The following is a 941-nucleotide window of genomic DNA, read 5'->3' on the forward strand; positions in this document are numbered from 1 at the left end:
TGAAGTCTGTTCCCTTGGGGAAGTATTGCCGAACCAATCCGTTCAGGTTTTCATTGCACCCGCGCTGCCAAGAACTGTAGGGCTCGGCAAAATAGCAATCCGCTTGCAGTCGCTTGGCTACCGTCTGATGGCCGGCAAACTCTTTCCCATTGTCGAACGTCAGCGTCAATACCTGCCCTTGGTGCGGGCGCAGCGCCTTGATAATGGCCTTGGTAACACCTGGCGCTTCCTTGTTCGGCACCAGTCTCAGCTTGGCGTAGCCGGTTTTGCGCTCCACCAGCGTCACGATGGCCCCCTTGTGGCCCGCGCCGATCATCGTGTCGGCTTCCCAATCACCAATCCGGCTGCGCGCCTCGACTTCCGCTGGACGCTCTGTAATGGAGCGCCGGTTGGGAATGTGGCCACGCCGTTCCGGCCGGCCATACCGCTTTCTACGTTCTTTCTGGCAGCGTAGCGCCTTGTAGACGTCACCGCCTTGGCGCTTGTCCTGCAAGACCCGCTGATAGATCCATTCGTGGCTGACTGCATATTCCGTGCCGTTGAACACGCCGCTGATCTGCTCTGGGCTCCAACCCTCCTTCAGCAGCGGAACGGCGATCTCGTCGAACACAGGGCCCCACGGCTGCCGCGGCTTGCCTTTGGCCTGCAGGCGCTGACGATAGCTCTGTTGGGCCTTACTGGCACAGTAACCGCCGCTCAAGCGGTGACGTCTGAGTTCGCGGCTGATCACGCTTTTACAGCGTCCGATGCTCTGGCCAATGGCCGTAGGCCCCAAACCTCCTGCATACAAAACTTGAATCTGGTATCGTTCACCTTCGGTGAGATGGCGGTATTCCATTCCTTGTGCTCCTGACTGGCCGGTCAAAGTGCGGGGGAATTTACCTCATCTCACCCCCATCCTCCAGACCTGCCCGCCGTTGCACTTACTCCCTGAATTCGCC

The 941-nt window shown here is 59.3% G+C and carries 1 protein-coding gene; it reads right to left on the reverse strand.

Annotation, left to right across the window (positions count from 1 at the left end; translation table 11 throughout):
* A partial coding sequence (locus tag IE083_RS15675) for an IS30 family transposase (RefSeq protein ID WP_189354963.1) occupies positions 1 to 838 on the reverse strand: 838 nt, incomplete at its 3' end.
* Positions 839 to 941: the final 103 nt, after the last annotated feature.

This window comes from Vogesella fluminis (genome assembly GCF_014652335.1).
Taxonomy (GTDB): Bacteria; Pseudomonadota; Gammaproteobacteria; order Burkholderiales; family Chromobacteriaceae; genus Vogesella; species Vogesella fluminis.